The organism is Mucilaginibacter psychrotolerans (genome assembly GCF_004519315.1).
In the GTDB taxonomy this organism is placed as follows: Bacteria; Bacteroidota; Bacteroidia; order Sphingobacteriales; family Sphingobacteriaceae; genus Mucilaginibacter; species Mucilaginibacter psychrotolerans.
In genome coordinates, this window is the sequence record NZ_SOZE01000018.1 from 115,387 (window position 1) to 134,907 (window position 19,521).

Annotated in this window: 12 protein-coding genes; 9 read left to right on the forward strand and 3 right to left on the reverse strand. The window is 45.7% G+C overall.

Features of this window, described 5'->3' with window-relative positions; translation table 11 throughout:
• Positions 1-111: 111 nt before the first annotated feature.
• Together E2R66_RS17475 and E2R66_RS17480 are read left to right on the forward strand one after the other, a co-directional pair.
• Entirely contained in the window at positions 112-837 is a 726-nt protein-coding gene (locus E2R66_RS17475; RefSeq protein WP_133232681.1) for a head GIN domain-containing protein, read from the forward strand.
• Between the two features lie 70 nt (positions 838-907).
• Positions 908-1,270 (forward strand): hypothetical protein, encoded by a 363-nt coding sequence (locus tag E2R66_RS17480; RefSeq protein ID WP_133232679.1) that lies wholly within the window; start codon positions 908-910, stop codon positions 1,268-1,270.
• A 50-nt stretch (positions 1,271-1,320) separates the two neighbouring features.
• Here the strand turns inward: E2R66_RS17480 and E2R66_RS29145 are convergent, their stop codons facing one another.
• The gene (locus E2R66_RS29145; protein WP_262710308.1) at positions 1,321-1,455 is read right to left on the reverse strand and encodes a hypothetical protein; all 135 of its coding nucleotides are present in this window, start codon (positions 1,453-1,455) and stop codon (positions 1,321-1,323) included.
• A 36-nt stretch (positions 1,456-1,491) separates the two neighbouring features.
• On the opposite strand from E2R66_RS29145, the gene tig reads away from it, so the two are divergent.
• From tig to E2R66_RS17500, 4 genes are all read left to right on the forward strand, one after another.
• Positions 1,492-2,844 carry a trigger factor gene (tig, locus tag E2R66_RS17485; RefSeq protein WP_133232677.1) on the forward strand — a complete coding sequence of 451 codons (1,353 nt, stop codon included), beginning with the start codon at positions 1,492-1,494 and terminating at the stop codon, positions 2,842-2,844.
• 268 nt (positions 2,845-3,112) lie between these two features.
• Positions 3,113-3,841: an ATP-dependent Clp endopeptidase proteolytic subunit ClpP gene (gene clpP, locus E2R66_RS17490; RefSeq protein ID WP_133232675.1), complete on the forward strand. Its 729-nt coding sequence runs from the start codon at positions 3,113-3,115 to the stop codon at positions 3,839-3,841.
• Between the two features lie 83 nt (positions 3,842-3,924).
• Entirely contained in the window at positions 3,925-5,163 is a 1,239-nt protein-coding gene (gene clpX / locus E2R66_RS17495; RefSeq protein ID WP_133232673.1) for an ATP-dependent Clp protease ATP-binding subunit ClpX, read from the forward strand.
• Positions 5,164-5,307: 144 nt separating this feature from the next.
• Complete coding sequence (locus E2R66_RS17500; RefSeq protein WP_133232671.1) at positions 5,308-6,168, forward strand: AMP nucleosidase; 861 nt, start codon at positions 5,308-5,310, stop codon at positions 6,166-6,168.
• 128 nt (positions 6,169-6,296) lie between these two features.
• Here the strand turns inward: E2R66_RS17500 and E2R66_RS28400 are convergent, their stop codons facing one another.
• Both E2R66_RS28400 and E2R66_RS17505 read right to left on the reverse strand, forming a co-directional pair.
• The gene (locus tag E2R66_RS28400; protein ID WP_158288436.1) at positions 6,297-6,863 is read right to left on the reverse strand and encodes a hypothetical protein; all 567 of its coding nucleotides are present in this window, start codon (positions 6,861-6,863) and stop codon (positions 6,297-6,299) included.
• Between the two features lie 32 nt (positions 6,864-6,895).
• Positions 6,896-12,724 (reverse strand): alpha-2-macroglobulin family protein, encoded by a 5,829-nt coding sequence (locus E2R66_RS17505; protein ID WP_133232667.1) that lies wholly within the window; start codon positions 12,722-12,724, stop codon positions 6,896-6,898.
• A gap of 339 nt (positions 12,725-13,063) precedes the next feature.
• On the opposite strand from E2R66_RS17505, the gene E2R66_RS17510 reads away from it, so the two are divergent.
• The 3 genes from E2R66_RS17510 (at position 13,064) to E2R66_RS17520 (ending at position 19,140) form a co-directional block, all read left to right on the forward strand.
• Positions 13,064-14,371, forward strand: a complete 1,308-nt coding sequence (locus tag E2R66_RS17510) for an ammonium transporter (RefSeq protein WP_133232665.1) — start codon at positions 13,064-13,066, stop codon at positions 14,369-14,371.
• Positions 14,372-14,596: 225 nt separating this feature from the next.
• Entirely contained in the window at positions 14,597-17,092 is a 2,496-nt protein-coding gene (locus tag E2R66_RS17515; protein WP_192901990.1) for a glycosyl hydrolase family 95 catalytic domain-containing protein, read from the forward strand.
• Positions 17,093-17,166: 74 nt separating this feature from the next.
• Positions 17,167-19,140 (forward strand): amidohydrolase family protein, encoded by a 1,974-nt coding sequence (locus tag E2R66_RS17520; protein ID WP_133232663.1) that lies wholly within the window; start codon positions 17,167-17,169, stop codon positions 19,138-19,140.
• The last annotated feature ends 381 nt before the right edge of the window (positions 19,141-19,521 follow it).

The window sequence follows — 19,521 nt, forward strand, 5'->3', positions numbered from 1 at the left end:
ACAACCCTACATATACCAAAAAAGCTGTTGCCTGGCAACGGCTTTTTTTATTTAGTTTTTAATGTAACTTCAAGCCATATAAAGGCGTCAAAAAAACAAAACACACAAACCATGAAAAATACCTTTACCAAAATATTCATTTTAGCCGTGCTTTCGGTTAGTTTGCTCACTTCATCATGCAGGCGGTTCAGGCCCGTGCATGGCTCGGGCGTAGCAGGTACCGAAAAGCGTACGGTGGTTAGCTTCAGTAAAATTGATGTATCAGGCGGGTTAAAGGTTATCCTTACGCAGGATAGTTCCTCTACCGTAAGTGTTACTGCAGACGATAATCTGCTTAAATACATCAAAACCGTTATTGAAGGCAACAAGTTGCGTATTTACACCACCCGCAATATCCAAAGCCAAACACAGGTGCTGGTTACCATCGGCCTTAAGCAACTGGAATCGCTGGAAGCATCGGGCGCGGTAGAAATATCTTCTATCGGTCGCATCACCACTAAAGACCTCGACCTTGATTTTTCAGGGTCTACCCATGTAGACCTGGACATCAGCGCCGCCGACGTGCATACCGAGGGCAGCGGTAGCACCGAACTGAAGCTGAAGGGCCAGGCGGCATCGCACCATGTAAATTTAAGTGGCAGTAGCGATATAGATGCGCTTGATTTTGTAGTAGGCAAATACGATATCGAAACTTCCGGCGCCAGCCATTGCCGCATTAACGTGCTCAAAGACCTTGGCGTACACAGTAGCGGCTCGTCAGAGATTGAGTACCGTGGCAGCCCATCGAACGTAAGCAGCGATAAATCGGGGGCGGCATCGATAACGAAGATTAATTAATATTATAGAATATTAAACGATTTTAAAGGAAGTGGATGTAATTATACATCCGCTTTTCTTTTTTATAAAGATGAATACCCGGAGAAATAGGATGTATATCGTAATGGCTATTGTGGCTATTCTGTTCGTAAAAAACTACAAGAGCTTTTTCAGGAGTTTTTATATGAGCGAACCATGCCAATTGGAGGCTAAAGCAAAAGATCTAACTTTAGACGGCTTAGTACTGAAAAAATATACTCATCAGTACCGAACTATTGAAATAAAAGGTAGGTGGTTTAACGATGTGTTTTATATTAGTAACCTCGAAGATTCCCTGTTGTGGAAGTCTGTTCGTGTCAATGATTCCATCCTAAAGAAACCCAATAGCCTGGCTTTTTACCTTACACGGCACGGTAAAAAGATTGAAATAGAAACACGCTATAATTGCAAATAGCTCTTCTTGAACGGCGATAGGAAAGAAACCTATTTGGCCGACATGTATGCCTATCCACGCACTGGTAAGCCCGTAAGCAGCAAGCTGGTAAAATTCCAAATCGAGCCCGATGCTAAATAATCTTTCAAAATAAATTCATACTTTTGCGCCTCTAAAAAGCTGCCATGCGTTGTAATTATCCGCATGGCTGTTTTTGCATTAAACACAATCCGGTAAAAAAGATGAATATATCACAGGAAAAAATCGATAGCCTGAACACGGTCGTAAAAATCAACTTGGCGCCGGCTGATTACCAGCCACGCGTTGAAAAACTAATTAAAGAACAAGCCAAAAAAGCCAAGATACCTGGTTTCCGCCCGGGTATGGTGCCTGCCGCGCATATCAAGAAAATGTATGGCAAAAGCATCCTGGTTGAAGAGATCAACAACCTGCTAAGCGATACTTTGAACAAATACCTCGAAGATGAAAAACTGGAAGTATTGGGCCAGCCTTTGCCAAAACGCGAAGACGACCACAAAGAATACAACTGGGATTTTGCCGACGATTTTGAGTTTAATTACGAAATTGGTTTGGCACCTGCCTTCGATATCGACTTTACATCTAAAGACCAGATAACGCAATACATCATCAAAGCCGACGAGGAAACTTTGGCCCAAAGGGTTAAAAGCATCCGTCGTGCTTATGGCAAAATGACAAATCCTGACGTATCGGCAGATGGTGACGTGCTTTATTCCGAATTGGTGCAGCTTTCTCCGGATGGTAGCATTTTTGAGGATGGCATTAGCAACACTGCATCCGTACGTTTAGATTTGATGACCGATGAAGCCATAAAAGCATCATTAATAGGTTTGAAAAAAGGCGACGAAGCAGTGATTGACTTGCAGGCAGCATTTAATAATGATGCAGCTAAAATTGCCGGTTTATTGAAGATTGACGAGGAAACAGCAGCTGAGCTGAAATCGAGTTTTAAGTTAACGGTTAAAAACGTAAACCGTTTAGATGAAGCCGATTTGAACCAGGAGTTCTTTGACAAATTATTTGGTGAAGGTACCGTAACTACCGAAGAAGGTTTTAGGGAAAAAATTACCGAGGAAGTGGAGACCATGATGCAGCAGGATAGCGAACGCAAACTGCAGAACGATATCTACAACTACAGCCTCAATAAAGTGCAGTTTAACCTGCCCGACGATTTCCTGAAACGCTGGTTGCAGGCCACTAATGAAAAACTTAGTGCCGAAGAACTGGAAGGCGGTTACGACGATTTCGCAAAAAACCTGAAGTGGACGCTGATTGCTAATAAACTGGTACGCGATGCAAACATAGATATCAAATACGAGGAAGTGTTTAATTATGCAAAAGCAAGCTTAGATCAGCAGTTCCGCGCGTATAGCCAGCAGTCGTTGCCTGATGAGCAATTGTCGCAATACACTGTGCAATACCTGCAAAACAAAGAACAGGCCAACAAGATATTCGAGGAAGTAAAAGCCGTAAAGGTTTTCGATTACGTAAAAAGCGTAATTACCCTGGATAAAAAAGAGATACTGTTTACAGATTTTAACAAACTGGAAGATTAAGCAGCTCCCGATTTTAAACATCCTTTACCAAAAGCATTTGCCCAACAGCAGATGCTTTTGGCGTTTAAGAAGACAATGGCCAACCCCCTCTAAATCTCCCCCGGTAGGGGAGACTTGAGCCGGGTTTTTAAAGCCCTCCCTTCCGGGGAGGGTTTGGGTGGGGCTTCTTTTTTTACTTTACACAAACTTTATATCGCCAAATCTATTCAACTAAAAACTATATTTAGCCCTGTAACAAAAACGAATTAAAATATAACACATATATATCATGAGCAGTAATATCGATAAGAACGAATTCCGTAAATACGCTGTTAAGCATCACCGCTTAAACGGCCTAACCGTAGATAAATACCTTTCCACCTTCGATCGCAACAACCAGCCGGCCGGCATTTACAACCCAACCGGAATGACACCTTATATCATCGAAGAACGCCAGATGAACGTTGCCCAGATGGACGTATTCTCGCGTTTGATGATGGACCGCATCATTTTTCTGGGCGATGCTATTTATGATCAAAACGCAAACATTATTCAGGCTCAATTGCTTTTCTTGCAGTCGGCAGATGCTAAGCGCGATATTCAAATTTACATTAACTCGCCGGGCGGCTCGGTTTATGCGGGTTTGGGTATTTATGATACCATGCAATTCATCTCTAACGACGTTGCCACCATCTGTACAGGTATGGCAGCATCAATGGGCGCCGTATTATTATGCGCAGGTACAGCAGGCAAAAGGGCGGCGTTGCCACACTCGAGGGTGATGATACACCAGCCATCGGGCGGTGCGCAAGGCCAGCAAAGCGATATCGAAATCACGTATCACGAAATCACTAAACTGAAAAAAGAACTGTACCAGATTATTGCCGACCATAGCGGTGCATCGTACGAGAAGGTTTGGGAAGCATCAGACCGCGACTACTGGATGATTGCCGATGAAGCCAAAGAATTTGGTATGGTTGATGAAGTTTTAAAAGGTAACAATAATAAAGTAAAATAATCAAACAAAGCTGCGCAACGTGGGCGTTGTGCAGCTTTGCAATTAAATATTTAATTGATTATTTTTGATAAACCAATTAACAAATGAACAAGAACAGCAAGGAGATCAGGTGCTCGTTTTGCGGGGCAGGTAAGCAGGATTCGCTGATGCTGATAGCCGGGCTAGACGCGCATATTTGCGATAAGTGCGTTAACCAGGCTAACGAGATACTGGCGGAAGAGCTTAAAGTGCGGAAGGTAAAGGCATCGCCATCATCGCCCGCTGTTTTAAAACCGGCAGAAATAAAGAGCCACCTCGACCAATACATTATCGGCCAGGACGACGCCAAAAAAGTGCTGGCGGTATCGGTCTATAACCACTACAAACGCCTTAACCAGCGTGTGGATAAGGATGAGGTAGAGATAGAGAAATCGAACATCATTATGGTGGGCGAAACCGGTACAGGCAAAACCCTGCTGGCCAAAACCCTCGCCAAGGTACTGAACGTCCCTTTCTGCATTTGCGATGCTACGGTACTTACCGAAGCAGGCTATGTGGGTGAAGATGTGGAAAGCATCCTTACCCGTTTATTACAAAGCGCAGATTACGATGTGACCGCTGCTGAACGCGGCATTGTTTACATTGATGAAGTAGATAAAATTGCCCGTAAGAGCGATAACGCTTCTATCACACGCGATGTAAGCGGCGAAGGCGTACAGCAGGCATTATTAAAAATTTTGGAAGGAACCATGGTTAACGTACCACCACAAGGCGGCCGTAAACACCCCGACCAAAAGATGATTACCGTAAACACCAGTAACATCTTATTTATATGCGGCGGTGCTTTTGATGGTATAGACAGGAAGATAGCCAACAGGCTGCGTACCCAAACTGTAGGTTATAAAATGAAGCGCGACGACGGTGAGGTAGATATGAAGAACCTGTACAAATACATTACCCCGCAGGATCTGAAGTCGTTTGGGTTGATACCTGAGTTGATTGGCCGTTTGCCGGTGCTTACGTACCTTAATCCATTGGATAGGGAAGCCCTGCATAATATACTTACCGAGCCGAAGAACTCGCTGCTGAAACAGTACAAAAAACTGTTTGAGTACGAAGGCGTGAAGCTGGAGTTTGATGTAGATGTGCTCGACTTTATTGTGGATAAGGCGATGGAGTTTAAATTAGGTGCCCGCGGCCTGCGTTCTATCTGCGAAGCCATCATGATAGATGCGATGTTCGAGTTCCCGTCGCAGAAGGATGTTAAGCGTTTAAACGTAACATTAGAATATGCCCGGGAGAAGTTCGAAAAGTCAGATCTGAAAAAATTAAAGGTGGCATAACAATAATTTAGCTTTAAATAGCTATCTTTGTAGTATAATACAACGCAGCCCTGGCTATAACCCGCCGGGGTTTGCTGTATAAAAAGGTTTTTAAACGCCCCCAAAGGAATTCGCCAATGGGATAAATAATAGGAGAACTCAAAAATGAACGAACAATTAGATGTTAAAAAAGACGAAACAACATCAGACGCCAAGAAGATTAAAGAAGTACAATCGCCCGTGAAATCGGGGCTGAAAACCAAGGACGCTATTGTAGCCAACTGGCTGCCGCGTTACACCGGCAGGCCGCTTGATGGTTTCGGCAAATACATCATCCTTACCAATTTTTCTAAATACCTGCAGCTGTTTTCGGAGTGGAACGAGAATGCACCCATCATGGGCCTGGATAAACCCATGCAAAGCGTAACCGCCAATGGTATTACCATTATCAACTTCGGTATGGGTAGCTCAGTAGCTGCAACCGTAATGGACCTGCTCACAGCCATACAGCCCGAAGCAGTAATATTTTTAGGCAAATGCGGTGGCTTGAAAAAGAAGAACAACGTAGGCGACCTGATACTGCCCATAGCGGCCATACGAGGGGAGGGTACGTCTAACGATTACCTGCCTGCCGAAGTACCCGCATTGCCCGCCTTTGCCCTGCAGAAAGCGATCTCTACCACCATACGCGATTTTGGACGCGATTATTGGACAGGTACCTGCTATACCACCAATCGCCGCGTGTGGGAGCACGATAAAGAATTTAAGAAATACCTGAAAGATTTGCGTGCTATGGCCATAGATATGGAAACTGCAACCATCTTCACCACCGGTTTCGCTAACAAGATCCCGACTGGCGCACTGCTGCTGGTATCTGATCAGCCGATGATACCGGAAGGCGTGAAAACCGCCGAAAGCGACTCAACTGTCACCGAGCAATACGTAGAGACCCACCTGCGTGTCGGTATCGAATCGTTGAAACAACTCATCAACGGCGGGTTGACGGTTAAGCACCTGAAATTTTAATTGGCTTAGTTCATTGGTGCAAAGCTGTCAGTGTTAATGCCGCGACCAAGGACGAATAGAATATTTAGCCTACAGAATAAAACAAAAATGCCCTCCAACGTGGGCATTTTTTTTGTTTTATTCCATCTTCAATTTCCTGTTGAATACCTTTTTGTTGCTTTAAGGCAATCGATTAATAGTGGCTCGTTCCTTGGGTCGTTTAGATGAGGGATATCATCGTAGTCTGGCAGCTTTCTTAAAATTTTAATTGTATTTCCATATGCAAAGGCGGTTATCCAATCGCTGCCGAACGATGAGACAATGTTCCAAAAATAACCCGTGTACGACACGTTGCCGTTTACGACTATAACAAACTGCCGCCCGCAGCATAGGGGGATATTGAGGTTGTATATTCGTTTAACAACGGCTTCTGGTACAGTGAACCAATATTCCTCTTGTATAAGTTGATTATTTGCTGGGTTTCGTAGAGTATCCGTTTTTGTCATCAATTTTAATTCGGAATCTTTGATAAAGGCTGTGTCTTCGAGGTTGGCTGGTTCTATTTTAAACAAGTCTTCTATGGCGCTTGTTGCTCTGCTTACGTTTGGTACGTGACGTTTTAATAAATAAAATTCAATCCGGCCTAAACCCGTACTATTTTGCGCATAGCAGGGGCAGTAAGCCATCATAAAAACAAATGTCAAAACTTTATACATACTGTTAAAATTATCAAAAATTTTCATACCGACTAATTCCCAACCACCACCTTCTTCATCCCTTCCCTGCCATAAAACACGGGGAAATACATCTGCTCTGCTTTGGCGGGGTTTAGGTTGTATTTGCCGCTGTAGCGGGGCATCAGATTTACGGTAAACGTGTAGGTGCCTTGTTTCAGCTTGCGGCAAAATATGCTTACCTTTTCTTTGAAGAATTCGCGGTGTGCCTCGTTGTTGCCCCATTGCTGGTCCTTGCTTTCGTAAGAACAGCCGGCGGGGATGGGTATTTCTACCATTACAAAATCTGCATCTCCGCGCACGGTTACTTCGGCTTTAAGCTGCACTCCTTCGCCTCCTTTTAACCGGGTAAGCTTGCCGCCTTTTTTCTCGAACCAGGTATCTACCGAGAAATCTTTGCTTACCTTCTCGGGTTTGCTGTTCCAAAACTGCTGGTAGCCGGTGATGTAAACGGGCAGGCTGCCTGTTTTGCTGATGCTGATGGCATTATCTTTAAGTGATGTGGCAAAAGGGAAGGTTGTAACTGAATCTGTCGAAGTGCCTTTTATGGTCAATACTGATGGTTTCAACGCTTTGCCGTTTTGCAGCAGGTCGGGAAGGATGGTTTCCAATATCAATGCCGATTCGTAGGTATTGCGCCATTGGCCAAGTTTGCGCTGCTCTAAAAAGTAACCTCGGATCTTAGCAAGCAACTCGGGGTGCTTACCTTCTGCCTGGATGATCTTGTAAGCAAGCACGCTTAGCTGAACAGAATTATCGAAGAAGCGGTAATTTTCCTCACCCCAATACCTGTTACCAAACATGGTTTTGTGGCCGGTATTGACCAGGCTATCGGTTTTTACAATTTGCCCGGTTTCCTGTTTCAGTAGCATCAGTCGCAAACGGTTATAGTTCGATACTTCCTTTTGTGCTTTATATTCTTTTTCAATCACCCCGAAGTATTTTTCATAATCTACTTTGGCGCCCAGCTTATGAAGCAATTGCAGGCAGGCCAGTTTTTCTTCACAGCCGTAACTTTCCATTTGGTACACCAGGTAATCGGTTAGTTTTTGCTTGTCGACTTGCACCGTGTAGCCCATGTTTTGTGCGTCCGTAAGTGCTTCTACGGCATGCAAGCTTATCCATAACTCTTCGTCGCTGTCCTTCCACCATCCCCATATTCCCGTTGCGCGGCGGTTTTCCTGTAGTTTTTTTATGACGTCTAAAATATTCCGCTCGTATTTAAACGGTTCGCCCAGGAAGGTGTTGATACGTTTCTCTGCTAACAGCCCTTTAAGTTTAGATGCCAGTTGTTCGTTGCAGAGATATTTGTACTCGCGCAGGCGTTTGGCTTCTTCGGCCATTGCGGGCAGGGCAGAAGCCTCTGCCCTGAAGGTAACAGGCCCCATCGCGGGGTCGAATTTGAGGCTGATGGTGGTATCCCGATCCAAGGCTTCAAAAATGCCTTTGGTTTCCAGCAGGCCTTGCTTTACTACGGGTATCTTGCGTTGCTCGCCATCGAAGTAACCGTCGTCGCGTTTAATACTGTATTCGAATTCCAGGCTATCGGTAGCCGACGCGGTAATACCCAGCGTATCTATTTTGGCATTGCTTACCTCCAGATTGCCCTGGGTTTGTACCTTGCCATTATAGCTAAAGGTGCGGTTCACCTTCGCCAGGGTAGAATTGTAATTCATTACCTTGCCTATTAAATTCATTTCATCGCCCTCCACGGCAAATTGCGGCGCAATAAAGTTGGCACTAAGTGGCTTAAAAGATTTGATTTGGTTCTCTGCAAAGCCGCTTTGGCGCTGCCCGTTTATGCCCACCACAAAGGTGCGCCAATTGGTGATATCATCCGGAAAGGTGCTGGTAAAGCTTGCTTTGCCGTTTTCGTCGGTTGTAAGTTTGGGTTGCCAGTAGGCGTAATCGGAGAAATTTTTGCGGAGGGTTTTGGCATCGCCTTGTGGTATGCCGGCAGGTAATGCTGTATCTTTTTTCGTTTTGGTTGTAATGATGATCACGCCATTGGCGGCTTGGGAGCCATACAGTGCCGTTGCGGCGTTGCTCTTTAATACGGTTGTTTCGGCGATAGTAGCGGGGTCTATTCCTTTTAAACTTTCAACTATAACACCATCTACAACTATTAAAGCCGTTTTGTCTCCATTTAGGGAGCGATTTCCTCTCAATGTAATTCGCAAATTAGAATCTAATACCCCATCTACATGGAGTACAGCAAGCCCGGCAACTTTTCCGGAAAGACCGTTTGCAAATGTAATACTACTCACCGAACCTGTCATATTCATACGCCGTTGACTACCGTACCCAACAACCACAACCTCCTGCAAAAGATTCTTTTGAGGCGTTAATTTAACCGTAAGGGTAGCGCCCGGCGTGTACGCCAACTCCTGCGTAAGATAGCCGATGTACGATATGATGATTTTGCCTTGTGACGCAACCTGGAGCCGGAAATTTCCATGAATGTCTGTTTGGGTTCCAACGGTAGTACCCTTAACTTTTACCATCACACCAATTAGCGGCTGTTTATCGTCGCCACCCAGAACTTTTCCGCTCAGGATTTGGCTAAATTCATCGGTGCTAAAGTATTTTTGGTTAAAGGCCTCTTTTAATTTTAGCGCATCGTTCTCTATTTCATCATCCGCGTTGAGATATTGCCCGCTTTTGCGGCCATTAATTATTCGCCCGATTTTAATACTTACCGAATCCCTGCCATGCTTGGGCGAGATACCGAACCGATAAAAATTTACGCCATTCATTTTTACTTCAATGCTATCTTTTATATCGTATCGGTCGCCCTGCAGTAAAAAGAACATCCTGTATTTGCCGGGTTCTATCAGGCCGAGGTCGGTGGTATTGCCAGCATAAACCCTGATGTAATCGGGATTATTGTAGCGATACAGGATAACGTTTTTAATAAGGGCCATTTTTTCGTCCTGTATCGGCAGCCGGTCTATTTTTAGCCGCCCCACATTGCGCCCGTTTACCAGTGCATTGGTAAACAATTGCGTAGTGTTGGCGCGTTTATCCAGGTAATCTTGCCAAAGGCTGTCTACGGCGTTGTTGGTTAATACATATTGCTTGTAATTGTCTGTGCCGCTGATATTGCCCAGCCAGCGGCCAAACGGATATTTTGCCGATATGCTTTTTTGCTTGATGAGACCCGGTTCAAAAAGATAGGTATAATTCGGCTCGGCTAAAAACACCTGAGGCTTATCGTCCTGGTGATCGTACTCCATATAGTTTGGAGAAAGTGGGCCAGTAAGTACAGTGCTGCCGGATGCAGCGGAAGGGTTTAAAAAGAATATCCTGTCGGTTTGTGCAATCACAGCCCGCCGCCCGTCGAAATTGTTTACAACACTTACCAGGTACTTGTTAACGTTGTTTGCTTCGGCCAACGACAAGCTATCGGGCACGTCCTGTACGCTATACTTATCGGCATCTATACTGATGATGAGCTTTTTATTGCGCTCTACCTTAACGCTATCCAATTCTATAATTCGCCGCTCGGTACGCATCATCAGCGAATGGTAGCCGGGGGAAACTTTAAAGCTGTAAGGCTGCATCTGCTGTGCCTGGCTAAAATAAACCGGCAGGTGGTCGATATATAAAATATGTATAGGTATAATGTCGCCTTGCCTTACTACAAATGGTGCTATTTGCGTTACCGTATCTATGCCCGTTTCTTCTACGCGGTAGATGTTGTTTTGGGGATGCGTAAACTGGTAATAGGCAATGCTATCCAGCCCAATTTCCCGGCTCCAGCGCTGCCAGTTCAGCTTTGAGTTGCCCCGCAGGTCGGGATCACCCAGTTTAAACTCATTTTTTGGTTTGATGTACCGCCCCCGTTTGCCGAGGTAGGGTATGCTGGGCACATTGTAATTGAATTTTTTGGTGAGCGCCCAGGCAGTAACATCGGTATTGGCCACGGGTTTGCCGGCAGCGTCGGTAACCACGATATCTGTTTTTACTTTTTGCCCCGGGTAAACCGATATGGGTTGCTTGATGGCAATACTCAACATATCGGGCCGATAGGTAGGGTACACGCTCTCTGTTTTAACCTCGCCTGCCCATACATAATTTACCACCAAAGCAAAGGGTGTCTCCGGGTTGCTGGCTTTCCGGTAGAATAGCTTATCGGCCTGCCCATGGTCTATTAATCTGCCGCCCGCGAAAATTGAGTAAAAAAAGAGCAGCTTTCGGGGATTGTCCACATTCACGAATACAGAATCGGCAGTACGTTCTGATGAAAGCGAGATGTTGCCCTCAAAATCTTTCATCTCCAGGTCGGTATCGGTGCTGTCGGTTTCAATGGTGTATTCGCTTGCGTTTGGGTTGATCAGTACCAAACCGGGCAGGGTAATTTTTTGCTGTGTAAGTGTGTCGCCATCGGCATTTAAAGCGCTAACAATACCCATCGCCCCAGCAGGTTTCCCATATTCCTGGTTACTTATTTTTAATGAATCGTTAACTACATCTGTAATTAAATGGAACCGCTCGTATTTGAACTTACCTTCAGCCTCGCTGTTCTGCTGCTCATTAATAGCATTTAAAAACTGCGCATTTATATCATAGTTACCATCCGCTTTCGGGAAAATAGAATCAGGGATGGTAATCTTTGTTTCGCCGACAGCGTCCAGCGGAAATTTATGCGTCCAAAGGGTATCCGGTACAAACTGGTGGTTAGTTTTATAATCGTTTATTTTACTCGCCGTCACCGTTAAAACCACTCGGCCATCGGCTACAGGGAGGTCGTTCTCATCGGTGGTTTTTAAGTAAACCACCTGCGCGTTACCAGGCCAATGTTCTTTTTTATCGGCCCGCATAACAAAATGTATCGACTTTAGCTCGTATTCTTCAAACCGGAACCTGCCCGAGTAAATAACCTGGCTGCTATTCAGTTCGTCGTCATCATCATCGTCGTCATCGTCACCTGTCTTTTTCTTTGGTTCTATGGATGGGTCGGTAAGCAAAACAGAATAGTCTTCATCCAGATCGAGGTGAAGGCTATCTGTTAAAACAAAACTATATTCAAAACCACCTTCGCGGTAGCTACTTACGGTCCCCAGTTTCTTGTTGCTATCACTAGTGGCCAATTTTACCAGCAAGTTTTTGTTGGCAATGGGTTTTTTGCTTTTCGCGTTTAATATAAACGCCTTAAATTTTACGGTATCGCCCGGTTTGTAAACAGGCTTATTTAATGCCATAAAGCCGATGTAGGGTGTGGGTTTATATCGATAGTTGTTGTTGGGCCTAAAAATATTTTTTACCGATGCCCACAGGTTTCCCCACCAGCCTTTTTCATAGTTGTAGTAATCATTCGGGCTAACCTGGAAAAAGTTGCTTACCCCGGCATGGTCCACCTGTAAAACGCTGGCAGCTTTGGCGCGTTTAAAATGCCAGGTACCAGTTGCTATATCATGCGATACTTTTTTGCCGTTTAGCAGCACCGTGGCATCATTTATATAATTCCCTTTTTTATCCGTAAGAGCAAAACGGTGTTCGTACTTGCCGGTAAAAAGTTTCAAAAAGGCCGAATGATTTTCAATGACTTTGTATTGTAGCTTATTCTGTTCGGCATGCACCTTTAGGTAGTTCCCCGGCGGAAGAACATTCTCCCAATATTTATCGGTCGGGAAAGAATCTACCGGGTTGCGTAGCGCCTTATCGTCAAAAGGTTTTTCAGGCGATTTGTAAAAAGCCAGCACCTCCTCCGCTCTTAATTTATATATGTACGTATAATAACTGCTTTGTCTGCTATTGGTGAGCGGCCGTTGGGCAAAAACGGTTTCACAAACAACCAATAACATGAATACGATGATAATTCTGGTAAATAATTGCGGCATATAGCTGTTATTGTGGGATGGTGCCCCGGGTTTTAAATATACATTTTCTGCTTATGTCGTTTAGATGCATATTCATCAACTATTCCATAAAAAAATTTAAGAAGCTTTTTTTTACGGCGGTTTCGGCTGTTTTTTTGCTCAACGGGGCGGCAGCAGGTAGGGCAGAAGCTTAGCTGCCAACATTTGAAATTGTTGTTCGGCAACACAAACGACTGACATCCTTTAATCTGCCGAATTTTAATAATCTATAGCTGTTTTGTAGTAATTTTACATTTTTCATAAAAATATTGTAGAAAATATATAATTTCAGCCACCAATTTTAAAAAGTGCTGATAATATATGAAACGTTACCTTCCTTTCTTCATCATCCTTGTAATTCTTGCGCTCACTTTTGCTTTTCCTTCTATAGAATATGATAAATCGGTAAAGGCAAATTTCAATACAGGCGATATTGCCTGGATGCTGATGTCTACCGCCCTGGTTTTGATCATGACACCCGGTTTGGCTTTTTTTTACGGCGGTATGGTGAATAAAAAGAACGTGATATCTACCATGCTGCAAAGCATCGTGTGTATGGTTATCATCACGGTAATGTGGGGCATATGCGGTTTCAGCCTGGCCTTTGGCGATAGCATTGGCGGTATTATAGGCAACCCGGCTACTTATTTTATGATGAAAGGCATGTTGGGTAATACCAGTTGGCCCTTAGCGCCGACTATCCCCTTGCTGTTGTTTGCTATGTACCAGCTAAAATTTGCCATTATTACTCCGGCACTCATCACCGGAGCCTTCGCCGAACGTATCCGCTTTAACTCTTACATCATCTTTTTGGTGCTATTTTCCATATTTATTTTCTCGCCCCTGGCGCATGCAACCTGGCATCCCGATGGCTTGCTTGCCAAACTGGGCGTTCTTGATTTCGCGGGCGGTACCGTGGTACATATGAGTGCAGGCTGGGCGGCATTGGCGTCGGCTTTATACTTAAAAAGCCGCAACGAAGCCAACCACTCCCCGGCGCGTATCACTTATGTAATGATTGGCACGGGTTTGTTATGGTTCGGCTGGTTTGGTTTTAATGCAGGCTCTGCGTTCGGGGCCAATCATTTGGCGGTTACCGCGCTGGCAACCAGCACAACCGCCAGTGCGGCAGCAGGTGTTACCTGGATATTTTTCGATATGCTGCGCGGGCGCAAGCCATCGGCCATGGGCACCTGTATCGGTGCAGTGGTTGGTTTGGTAGCCATTACCCCGGCGGCTGGTTTCGTGAGCGTGCCGCATTCGCTGGCAATCGGCATCATATCCGCAGTGGTAAGTAATTTGGTAGTAGAGTGGCGTACCCGCACCACTATTGATGATACGCTGGATGTATTCCCCTGCCACGGGGTAGGCGGTATGGTGGGCATGCTGTTAACCGGTGTATTCGCCAACCAAAACGTTAATGCTGCTAACCTAACCGGCAATGGTTTGTTTTTTGGGCAAACACATTTGTTTTTGATACAACTGCTGGCGTTGGTTGCTACCTCTATATTCGCGTTCTTTGGCTCTTTGTTGTTGCTGAAGATTACCGATATGATATCGCCGCTGCGGGTGTCTAAGGAAGAAGAAGAATTAGGTCTGGATATCAGCCAGCATGGCGAGAAACTGTAGGCTTGATATCAAATAATGAGATTCGAATATTGAACGCCAAAGGGAAACCTTTGGCGTTTGATGTTTATTGCGTTAGTAGATTTGTCAACTTTTAAAAAGTTGACAAATCTTGAGGGTTCGTGACGGCTATAAGACTATCATCCATCAAAATAGCCGTTTAATTTATTTCGATAGTACTAGCACTAGTTTAAATTTGAAGCTACAGACAATCAAATTTAAACCGCCATGCCCAAAACCATGCTGTACCGTATTATCGGTGTTTCTCTTTTTATCGTTATCGCTTGCGCGTTTGGCGCGCGGGCACAACGCAAGGCCTTGTCGGGCTATGCCATTGCTGAAAAGCATCCCATTATCTATAATAAACCTGCCCCCGGTTTTTTTGAGGGAGCCCTGCTCGGCAACGGCGGCATGGGCGTAAACGTAACTACCCGGCCCGATGGCATCGTGCTGTACTTTGGGCACAACAATGTATGGGATATCCGGCTTGCCGAAAACCATAAAGACGAGTTGGGGACTTTTGCGCAGGTATTTGATAAGGTTAAGAATATACCCGCAAGCTATAATAATTTAAGCGACGATGCCTGGTACAACCAATACAGCAACATGGCCGGCGAAAACTACCGCCAGCCATACCCGCGCCCGTTCCCTTGTGGTTCTGTTTTGCTGGGGTTCGATAGGCGCAAAGTACAGGTGCTGGGGCATATGCTGGATATCTCCAACGGGCTGTGCACTGTAAAACTACTGACAGCGGACAAGCAGCATTTATCCCTCCTGATCTTAACCGATATGGCTGCCGACCGCCTGCTGATGCAGCTGGTTGATGATAAAGGCAAATCTGCAAGCAACGTTTTCGATAGGATAAAGGTAATGCCCGACCCCTCCACGCCCAACAATATCCCCCAGCCACAGATCCAGGAAGATTTAACCGACGGGACGCTCTCTTTCAGGCAAATATTACCATTCGAGGAACCTGCCAAACGTAAGGCAGATATGAAGCACCCAAAGGACAAAGCCTTCAGGCTAACGGTAAAAGTAAACGGCCCGTTAACTAAAACCAGCCGGATAAACTGGAACGGCACAACTGAAAATATGGCAACGCTTGAAGCTGCCCTCCCTGCTGCACCCTTTTATGTTTCGGTTAACCTGCAGGAGGGCCTGGCCACGTCAGTAAGCGTAGAGGTTCCATCAATTAGCAAACCTGGGGTGACCCAATTTGATAGCGTAAGGCTGAACAATGAGGTTGTTTGGAAAGCTTATTGGGCAAAATCTGCGGTGCGTTTATCGGATACTTTTTTGGAGCAAACCTGGTACCGTAACTTGTACTTTTTTAATTGTGCCGCAAAGGCCGGGGTTACCTGCCCGGGCTTGTTTGCCAACTGGAGCTATAACAATATCGGCACCGCGTGGCACGGCGATTACCACATGAACTATAATACCCAGCAGCCGTTTTGGGTAACCTTCAGCAGCAACCATTTGGAGAAGAACCTGCCATATGTCAGCCTCATCCAAAAGCTGATGCCGTTGAGCCGCAAATGGGCGCAGGAATATTACAACCTGCCGGGTGCCTATTTCCCGCACTCGGCGTATCCTGTAGAGATGAGCATTAACCCATACCCGCTGCCCGATTGGGGTTGGGAGGTGAGCGAAACGCCATGGGCGGTGCAGGGGCTTTGGTGGCATTATTTGTACTCGGGCGACACTACTTTTCTGCGCGAGCAGGCATACGAGCCGATAAAAGCAGCTGTACAATTCCTTGCAGCTTACATGAAACGCCCGGATGCCCACGGCGGCGAACGCTGGAAGGACGATAAGTACCATATCTTCCCCACGGTGCCGCCGGAACTATACGGGCTGCGGCCGGGCTTCAAATTCAACTACGATTGCGGGGTAGACTTGTCCCTAACTAAATTCATCTTCAAGGCTTTTTCTCAGGCAACCAAAGTACTGGATACACAGACAGAAGAACAGCAGCTTTTGGCTGATGTTAACGAAATACTGGCGCACTTTCCCGATTATCCCAAAGCTTCTACAGCATCCGGTGATAAAGTGTTGGTCGCCGTCCCCGGCGAAGGGGCCAATACGGTATATAATGTGCCAAACCCGCTTTTTGCGGCTTTTCCGGGGGAGGACTACGGTTTGCATTCCGATGCGGCAACGCAACTGTTATTAAAGCATACTTATCAAAACCAGCAGAACGAAGGCGGCAATGATTTGGTATTTATTAACCTGCAGGCAGCCAGGATTGGCATGCTTAACCTGGATGAATTTAAGCGGCAGATAAACTATTCCCTGTTGCCCAATGGCACCTCTACCGACATGGTAATGCAAACCAAAGGCCGCTACAGCGACCAAACCGAATATGGCTATATGGCTGGCATGGGTATCTGGTTCGAGAATTTTGCATTGCCCGCTGTAATCAACGAATGCCTGATGCAAAGCTATAACGGCACCATCCGCCTGTTCCCCAACTGGCCAAAAGAAAAGGATGCCCGGTTTGAAAACCTGCGTGCGGCGGGTGCATTCTTAGTGAGCGCAATGCAGGTTAAGCGGAAAGTGAGCGCCGTTAGTATATTGAGCGAAAAGGGGCAAACGCTCCGGTTGATCTCGCCATGGGGTAACGGTGCTACAGTCACTACATCCGCAGGAAAAAAGCGGGTAAGCGGTAGGCTTATCGTGTTGGAGACTTTGCCGGGGCAGCGAATTGTGATAAGTCCGAAGTAAGATATATTTTTTAGCGGGGGCCTTATTTCTGAATGGCATAAGCTTATATTTGGGATATCAGATCCCAAGCCACCATGAAAAATCTATTGTCGTTATTCCTTTTGTCTTTTATCGCCGCAACGCTGCAGGCCCAGGATATGCCTGCCGATAGCGGCACCTTTTTGCTGCATAAGTTTGAGCAGCGCATAGGGAAGGAAACCTACAAGGTTTACAATTACAAAGATTCTAAAAAGTATGTTGTCGATTTTAAGTTTGTGGATAGAGGTAGCCCTGTGCCGTTAAAAGCCACCATCAAAGTAAACCCGGTAACCGATCCGCTGGAACTGGTGATCAAAGGCAGCACCTCGCGCTTTTCTGACGTAAACGACTCTATCAAGATAAACGGTAACACGGCTGTCATCCGCGTAAATGATTCTACCTATACTAAAAAGCTTTTGCCTTTATCGTTCCCTATTACAGGTTATTCGCCGGCTACGGTGCAAATGCTGCTGTTGAAATACTGGAACAACAAAAAGCAGCCTGCAAGTATCAACACCCTGCCTTTCGGCTCCCTGCAGATAAAAAAGGCGGGTACGGATATACTCACCTTTAATGGCATGCCGCTGCCGCTTATCCGCTATACCATCAGCGGCTTGATTTGGGGCGACGAAACACTGTGGACCAACAATGCAGGCAAGCTGATGTGCATACTCACCATTGATGCCGAGGGTGATAAAACCGAAATGATGAGCGAACCCTACGAGGCGCTATTACCCGAACTGATCAAACGCGCCGCGGGTTATGGTATGGCGGCTTTCGCCAGATCTACCGCGTTGCCGACTTCCGGAAATCGAATCGTAGCAATTACCGACGGCAACATTCTTGATGTAGAAAGGGGAACGATAATGGAAAATGGGGTGCTTATTATTAAAGATGGAAAAATAAGCGGCATCTATAAAAGTTCCATGGCAGCTATACCAAAAGGGGCGCAGGTGATAAATGCTAAGGGTAAAACCATATTGCCCGGCCTATGGGATATGCACGCCCACTTTGAACAAACCGAATGGGGACCGGCCTACTTGGCAGCAGGCGTAACCACCGTACGCGATTGCGGCAACGAACTGGGTTTTATTGATGCCATTCAACGCGCGATAGATAGCGGCAAGGGTATTGGTCCCAAGATATTGATGGCCGGGATTATTGATGGCAAGGGGCCTATGGCCCTAGGCATTATCCAGGCGGATAGCAAAGAAGAGGCCATCAAGGCGGTAGATACCTACAAAGCCCTTGGTTTCGACCAGATAAAGATTTACAGCTCCATGAAACCGGCCATCGTAAAGGCCGTTTGCGATGAGGCACACAAGCTTGGCCTAACCGTAACCGGGCACATCCCCAATGGTATGACGCTGAAGGGAGGCGTAGATTCGGGCATGAATATGGTGAACCACATGCAATACGTGTACAGCATGATGAAACGCAATAAGGACCGCTCGGTAAATTTTGAAGATTCGATAAGTGTAGCGGCCATTAAATTTTTAGCCGACCGCAAGGTGGTTATCGACCCTACGATTGGCGTTTATGATATGTCCTACCGCAATGTAAAAGATGATGTTACCAAAATGGAGCCGGCTTTTTATACACTGCCCTTACCGCTGCAGATACAATTTAAAAATACGGGAGAGGATTCGGCAACTGTCGCACGCTTTAGGCCGCTGCTGGAAAGCCTGAAACAATTGGTAAAACGCCTGTATGATGCGGGCGTGCCCGTTGTTGCGGGTACAGATATGGGCTTCCCCGGCTTTAGCGTAGACCGCGAACTGGAAATATATGTGGCGGCAGGTTTAACACCGGCACAGGCGCTCAAAACCGCTACCATCACCCCCGCACAGGTAATGGGCCTCGATAAAAAGACAGGCAGCATAGCTATTGGCAAAAACGCCGACATCATTATTGTAGATGGTAACCCGCTGAACAATATCAGCGATATACGCAATGTGAAAGTGGTGATAAAGGGCGGCAAGGTTTATAGCCCAACGGTGTTGCACAAGATGGTAGGTTTTAGTAAGTAAATTTTGATTACACCGATTTTTTTGATTGCACCGATTTTTGCTTTAACAATTAATAGAACGTTGTCATTCCGAGCGAGCCGGGGGCGGCATTGTGTGGTGGCGCGACGAGGAATCTTGTTGGATTTGCAAAGCGACGATGCAGGGCGGTTGTGCTTTAACGTATAAGTTTTCTCCCTCGCTATCGTTTGGTTCGAAATGACAAAATCTGATAAGTTTATTGGGCAGTAGCTATTTACGCCTCCTTAGTTAACGTGTCTACATAGGGCCTGGTGAATATCGTATATATAATTGATTGTTAGTATATTATATAATAAATTCCTTTTAAAAGTGCAAAGGTTTTAGTATTTTAGGGTCATAATCCTTGCACTAATGATCAAGTAC